Origin of the sequence: Paenibacillus macerans, from assembly GCF_050565405.1 — a bacterium.
Classification (GTDB): domain Bacteria; phylum Bacillota; class Bacilli; order Paenibacillales; family Paenibacillaceae; genus Fontibacillus; species Fontibacillus macerans_B.
Window position 1 is genome coordinate 97,751 of the sequence record NZ_JBNYYG010000016.1, and the last position, 6,578, is coordinate 104,328.

Consider the following 6,578-nt stretch of genomic DNA (forward strand, 5'->3'; position numbering starts at 1 on the left):
CTATCAATATTCGCCTGAAAAGTCAATCCAAGCCGGGGCGCTCCGCCGGTCCGGGCACAACTCCATGGGCGCGTGCATACGATTAACTATCTTAAATTTCGATTTTGCTTTTTAGGAAGGGGCCCGCGAGGTACCATGAATCCCGTATACCCGTATATCGGCAAAGAGACGGTCTGCAAGGAGCAGCCGATCGCATTCCCGCCGCAGCACCAGCCGCGGCAGCCCGGCCTGGAAAGCCAAATGAAGCCGCGGCCGATTTTCGACAATCCGGAATACCGCGGCAGCGGCAAACTGCAAGGCAAGGCGGCGATCGTCACCGGAGGCGACAGCGGGATCGGACGGGCGGTAGCCGTCGCTTTCGCCAAAGAAGGCGCGGATCTCGTCATCCCCTATCTGTCGGAGACCTCGGATGCGCTGGAAACGAAGCAATATATCGAGAAGCTGGGGCAACGCTGCCTGCCGATCGAAACCGACCTGCGCCGCAAAAACAACTGCGAGCGGGTGGTTCAGGAAGCCGTCGCCGCTTTCGGGCGGCTGGATGTCGTGGTCAACAACCATGCCATCCAGTTCCAACGGCAGAGCATCGCCGACATCAGCGAGGAACAGCTTTATCAAACGTTCCAAACGAATATTTTCCCGTTCTTTTTCCTCGTTCAGGCCGCCTTGCCCCGCCTGCCGCGCGGCAGTACGATCATTAACACCGCCTCGCGCGTCGCTTATACCGGACACAAAGCGCTAATCGATTACTCCTCCACCAAAGGAGCCATCGTCTCGTTCACCCGCTCCCTGGCCCTTTCCCTGATCGACCGCGGCATCCGCGTGAACGCCGTCGCGCCCGGCTCCTTCTGGACGCCCTTGATCGCCGCGACCTTTTCCTCCGAGCAGATCATGACTTACGGGACGAATGAGCCGATGGGCCGCTCGGGGCAGCCGTATGAGGTCGCCCCGGCCTACGTTTACCTGGCGAGCGGCGACTCCATCTACACCACCGGCGAAACGATCCACGTGAACGGCGGAGCAATGGTCACGGCTTAGGGCGGACGTCCACGGCACGGCTCGTTACAGCGCTTCGACGATGTCGCCGGCGAGCAGCGAGGCCGGGTTGCCCGTACGGGCGGCCGCGGCGCGCTCGCCGGCCAGGCCGTGCAGGTAGACGCCGAACGCCGCCGCTTGGACGGCGTCCAGGCCCTGGGCCAGCAGCCCGGCGATCAGGCCGGTCAACACGTCCCCCGAGCCCCCGGTCGCCATGGCGGGGTGTCCGGTGACGTTGACGAAGACGCGGCCGTCCGGGGCCGCCACTACGGTGCGCGCGCCCTTCAGCACGAGCGTGACGCCGTGCTGCTCCGCGAAACGCCGCGCCAGCCCGATGCGGTCCCGCTGCGCCTCGGCCGTGGACAGGCCGGCCAGCCGGGCCATTTCGCCGGGATGCGGCGTCAGGATCGTCGCCGCATTCCGGCGCGGCCACGCCGCCAGGCCGTTCGCGGCGGCGAGGATGTTCAGGGCGTCCGCGTCCAACACGAGGGGACGCGGGGCGCCCTCCCACACGGCGCGCAAGAAGGCGTCCTCGCCCGGGAAGCGGCCCAGCCCCGGGCCGACGGCGAGCACGTCGCGCGCCTCCAGCAGCCGCAGCACCTCGGCGGCGGCTGCGGCGTCCCAGACGCCGGCCTCGCCCGGGGCGGCCGGCGCCAGCATCAGCTCGGGCACGGCCCCGAGCACATGCGGCAGCAGCTCCGCCGGCAGCGCCCACGTGACGAGGCCGCTGCCGGCGCGGAGCGCGGCTTTGGCGGCCAGCAGGCCGGCGCCGCTCATCGTGAGGCTGCCCGCCGCGAGCAGCACGTGCCCGTACGTGCCCTTATGTCCGTCGGTCTCGCGCCGCCGGCCGGGGTCCACCCCGAGCTCGCCGCGCAGCGTCTCCTCGGTGAGCAGCAGGCCCGCTTCCGTCACGCTCGGCGGAAGCGCGCGTGGGATGCCGATATAGCGCACGATCGCTTCCCCCGCCGCCTTGGCCCCCGGATACTGCGTCAGCCCCGCCTTCAGGAAGGCGAGGCATACCGTGATCCGGGCCCGGATGCACGGGTCGTGCGTTTCGCCGGTATCGGCGTCCAGCCCGCTGGGGATATCGGCCGCCACGATCGGCAGGCCGCTGTCGTTCGCCTCCCGGATCAGGGAGGCGTAAGCCCCCCGGGGCGCTCCCTTCGCCCCGGTGCCGAGCAGCGCATCGACGATCCCGGTCACCCCCCGGGATTGCGCCGCCGCCACCGCGCCGGGCGCATAAACCTCGCCCGGCAGTCCCAGCGCTGCAGCAATGCCCTGCTGCCGCTTGGCTTCGCCGCCGAGCCGTTCCGGCGCCTCGGCGTACAACAAACTCACCCGCACGCCCGAATCCGCCAAATGGCGCGCGCACACCAATCCGTCGCCGCCGTTGTTGCCTTTGCCGACGAGGATCAGCCAATGCTCCGCCTGCCGCAGCGGCTCGCCGTCCCCCCAGTGCGGCGCAAAGTCCCCCGCGCCGCCGGACGCGCCGTGACCAGGCCTGCGCGGATCCCCGCTCCAGTCCCACTCGCGTTCGGTGCCCGCCCCGGCCGGGCGCTCGCGAATCGCCTCCACCGGCGTCTCCGCCAGCCGGCCGGCCCGGCGAAGCCGGCAAAACGCCAGCACCTCCTCGGCGATTGCCCGGCCGGCGTTTTCCATCAATGCGACCCCAGGGATGCCCGTCTGCTCGATCGCATGACGGTCCACCTCCCGCATTTGCTCCGACGTTACGAATTTCATGTGCTCTCCTCCCCCTTGCCCGCGCTTCTGATCTTTTGCTTACTCTCCGGCTTGCTCTCCATTTGCTCTCCAGCTTGCACTCCATCGTGCTCCGGCTTCCGTTTGCTCTCGAACCGCATCCGCCGTTCCAGCCCTTACACCGTCTCCCATTTTAGTGCATGTTCAAAAAGTCGGGTTTTCAGGACCGAGAAGGTTGGATGAAGCCAGGGACTGAGTAGCGGAGCGTAGACAGATCTACGTGAGCAACGGAAGGCCCGGCTGAATTCAAGATTCGACGTCGATTCCCTCCCTGATCTGAACAACCTCTTTTAGTACGCGACCGTAAAGCGCGCCCGGAGATAAAACGGATTCTCCACCTCATCGAGCAAAGCCGCCGCGTAGTCCTCAACCGTAATTCGGCTGTTGTCCCGTTCATCCGTCACAAGTCGATCCAAGCCGACCCGGAACATGCCCGTGCGTTTCCCCGGCTCGATGACCGCCGGCGGGCTCAGCACCGTCCAGTCCAAATCGGAAGCGCGGTAAATTTCGAGCGCCTCCTGATGGGCCCGGGCCAGCGGCCGCACCTCCTCCGGGAACTCGGGCGTATCCATCAGCCGGACGCCAGGCTCCACTTCAAGGCTGCCCGCCCCGCCGACGGCGATCAGCCGGCTTACCCGGCCGCGTTTCGCGCCTTCGATCAGGCAGCGCGTCGCCTCCTGCAGCTCGTCTTCGTCCCCGAAGCGCGGCCCGTACGCGCTAATCAGCACGTCTTGTCCCTCCGCCAGCCTGGTAATGGAGTCGGGGACGAGAATGTCCCCTTCGGCCAACACAAGCCGGCCGCTTTGTTTCTCGCCCGCCGGAACGAAGTCCTGCAATCCCGTTTCCGCGGCACGCGCCTGGTCTCGAACCGCCGCCGTCACTTCATGGCCTCGCCGCAGCGCTTCCGCCGCTATTCTTTTTCCAATCGTGCCCGTCGCGCCAAACAACAATATTCTCATCTATGTAACGCCCTTTCTGTAGCTGTCATGGTGATGCGTGCCATTCCAGTATTTGCTGTTTTCATTATAATCATCACGTCAAGGCAAATCCAAACCGAAGAAGGCTCTCCCCGCCGCCGCGCAGCCAAGAAAGCCAAGGTTCAAGTCCGGTTCTCCCGGGATTGCGGCATGTTAACCATTTCATGCAGCTTCCGGGAGGAGACGAAAAAAGCGCCGGGTAGCTCCGGGCAGGCGGGCACATGCCGCAGCAGGTCAACCTGCTTATCCCGCTTTGCCCAACGTGAAGCTGACGATCAATATCGCAAACACGATCGCCGTGATGATCACGTAGCGGTAATCCCGCTCCGCCCAGAACACGAATAGCGAGACGAATACGCGCAGCACAGGCGTCAGGATGAGCAGCAGCAGGCCGACCTGCATGACCGCGGCCGCCTTGAACGCGAGCAGACCGTCCACGATGGCACCGAAGCTGGTCGGATACGCGTCCCCCGGATAGCCGCTGTCGCCGGTGACGAGATATTGCAACAGGCCGATCACAATGACGGAGGCGGCCGCTATAACGCCGATCCGCAGCATTTTGCTGACGATCGTCTCCACTTCAATAATGCGGCTTTTGACGGGAGCCTTATTTTCGTCCATGTCAACCCCTCCATCCCTGGTAGATCATTTGAAACGCGACGTATACCATCACCGGGATAAACAGCTTGCGGATCGTTTTGCTCTTCAGCCGCTGCATGATGCGCGAACCCGCGGTCGCCCCGATCAGCACGCCTAGCGCCACCGGCGCGGAGATAACCGGGATGATGTCGCCGCGCAGCAGGTAAATGCCCGCGCTGGCCGCCGCCGTGACTCCCATCATGAAGTTACTGGTGGCGGTGGACACTTTCAGCGGCATTTTCATGAACACGTCCATCGCCATCACCTTGAAGCTGCCGCTGCCGATGCCGAGCAGCCCGGATATGACGCCCGCGCCGTACATCACCCCGAAGCCCTCGTATACCCGATCGACGTTGTAGGCGACGGTTTTGCCGAGCGCTTTATCGTAATACTCTCCCTGCAGGCCAAGCTTGGCGGCTGCCGGATGCAGCGGCACATCCGTCGGAACCTCCTGCTTGCCCTTTTTGATCATCGCGTAGGCGGAATACAGCAACAGTAAAGCAAAAATGAAATATAAGAACTTCGGGGCAACCAGCGCCCCCACGAAAGCGCCCGTGATCGCCCCGACGGTCGTGGCGATTTCCAGGAACATGCCGACCCGCAAATTGGTGATCCGGTCGCGGATATAGGCCACCGTCGAACCGCTCGACGTCGCGATGACGGAGATAATGCTGGCCCCGATGGCATGATTAATGTCGACGCCGAAGAGCAGCGTCAAAGCCGGTGTAACGATGATTCCTCCACCCAGGCCAAGAATCGAACCGACGATCCCCGCCAGGATGGCGATCATGAAAATTTCAATCACTGTCGCAGTCAATTGTGGATCGCATCCCCTTTATCTATTCGTTGCATCGCCAGTTTCCAAGTATATCATATTTTCACTTCCCCAAGGCCCAAGCTTGAATCCGGCGGGCTCGTGTGCAATAGTGGAAGGAGGAAAATGGAAAGGGTGATAGTCGTGTCACTACCGGAATGGGTAACTTGGCTGCAGCAGCACGATCATTCCGCGCTAGCCGCCTTCCTGACGCTGGCGACGTTTCTGGGGCTGTACCAGGCATCCCGCCGCAAATCCGCCCGGGAGGAACGAAGCCGGCTTGACTATGTAAAGTCCAGCCTGGAGCTGTATGCCGCGGCCACCGGGCCGCTGATGTCCGCTTTGGACAAGCCCCCGCTGACGGCGGCGGAGAAAAGCGAATTGCTGGGTAAGCTCTTGGCTTGCCGGGCTGCCCCTTACGCAACGGAACACGCCCTCGCGCAGATCACCGCGTTCGCCGCCGATGGCGATGAAACCCGCCTGTCCTTGCTGCTCCGAACGATCGAGCGGGAAAGCGAAAGCCTCATCGCCGAACGGGACAAGCTGCTGCGCCAGATCGAGCGGCCGGGCTGGGGCAGATGGCTGTGGCGCACGATTCGCCACGCATTGCCGGCGCTGTTCGCCGCCGGCTTCTTCGTGACCCTGATCTGGCTGTGGCGTCTGCTGGAGGATTCCATCGCCGGCGGCACGGGAACCGGAGGTTCGTGGGAATTGGCGTTAGCTTGGATGCAGCTGGTCTCGACGTGGTTCTCGCTTCTGCTGCTCTATCCGGTAGCCGCGGGCGGGACGTACAAGCACGCCGACACGGCGCCGGCGCGTCTGCTGGCGGCAGCGATCGCCATGCTCGCCGTGGTTCATTTCGCCGGCAGCCTCTTTGCCCCTTACGTACTAGGCGCGCAAGTACTGCTGTTTCTCGCCGGATTCCGCCTGAACGGCCGCAAGCCGCGAAAAGCGCGGCCTTACGTGGGACACGCCCAGACACCGTTGCCGCCTGGCGAAGCCGTGTCCGGCACTGCCCAGGGCCGGTCCGAAGAAAGCGAGACGTCGCCCTGAACGCGCAAAAACCCCCGATTCCTTGCGGGACGCTTGGCTTTCCAGCCAGACGCCGTCCGGGATCGGGGGAGAGACAACCATAATGCCAAGGTTTAACGGACACCACGGACCTTATTTGCCACTAATGCTTCCACATCCGGCCCTTTTCGGGCAAATAGCGGCTCTACGGTTCGTTAGACATCAAAATAGATCTTTTTCAGCATAGGCATTGCATAAAACTAACAAGATACCCGATGTGCATAAAGGCAGGCCAAGGCGTGGCGGTCTATAGGGTTCAAGTCTTGTTGTCTCTGCATGCTGCTTTG

At 63.5% G+C, this 6,578-nt stretch carries 6 protein-coding genes; 2 read left to right on the top strand and 4 right to left on the bottom strand.

What is annotated here, in order from left to right; all coding sequences use genetic code 11:
* The first annotated feature begins 135 nt into the window (after nt 1-135).
* The gene (locus ACQ4N8_RS12440) at nt 136-1,035 is read left to right on the top strand and encodes an SDR family oxidoreductase (RefSeq protein WP_430704679.1); all 900 of its coding nucleotides are present in this window, start codon (nt 136-138) and stop codon (nt 1,033-1,035) included.
* Between the two features lie 24 nt (nt 1,036-1,059).
* On the opposite strand, the gene ACQ4N8_RS12445 is transcribed toward ACQ4N8_RS12440, so the two are convergent.
* The 4 genes from ACQ4N8_RS12445 to ACQ4N8_RS12460 all read right to left on the bottom strand — a co-directional run bounded on the left by ACQ4N8_RS12445 (nt 1,060) and on the right by ACQ4N8_RS12460 (nt 5,196).
* Entirely contained in the window at nt 1,060-2,772 is a 1,713-nt protein-coding gene (locus tag ACQ4N8_RS12445) for an NAD(P)H-hydrate dehydratase (RefSeq protein ID WP_430704680.1), read from the bottom strand.
* A 308-nt stretch (nt 2,773-3,080) separates the two neighbouring features.
* A complete protein-coding gene (locus tag ACQ4N8_RS12450) occupies nt 3,081-3,749 on the bottom strand; it encodes an NAD(P)-dependent oxidoreductase (RefSeq protein ID WP_430704681.1) in 669 nt (222 codons plus the stop codon).
* A gap of 261 nt (nt 3,750-4,010) precedes the next feature.
* The gene (locus tag ACQ4N8_RS12455) at nt 4,011-4,388 is read right to left on the bottom strand and encodes a DUF1634 domain-containing protein (protein WP_430704682.1); all 378 of its coding nucleotides are present in this window, start codon (nt 4,386-4,388) and stop codon (nt 4,011-4,013) included.
* 1 nt (nt 4,389) lies between these two features.
* The gene (locus ACQ4N8_RS12460) at nt 4,390-5,196 is read right to left on the bottom strand and encodes a sulfite exporter TauE/SafE family protein (protein WP_430704688.1); all 807 of its coding nucleotides are present in this window, start codon (nt 5,194-5,196) and stop codon (nt 4,390-4,392) included.
* 150 nt (nt 5,197-5,346) lie between these two features.
* Between ACQ4N8_RS12460 and ACQ4N8_RS12465 the strand changes: the two genes are divergently transcribed.
* Nucleotides 5,347-6,273 carry a hypothetical protein gene (locus ACQ4N8_RS12465; RefSeq protein WP_430704683.1) on the top strand — a complete coding sequence of 309 codons (927 nt, stop codon included), beginning with the start codon at nt 5,347-5,349 and terminating at the stop codon, nt 6,271-6,273.
* Nucleotides 6,274-6,578 lie beyond the last annotated feature (305 nt).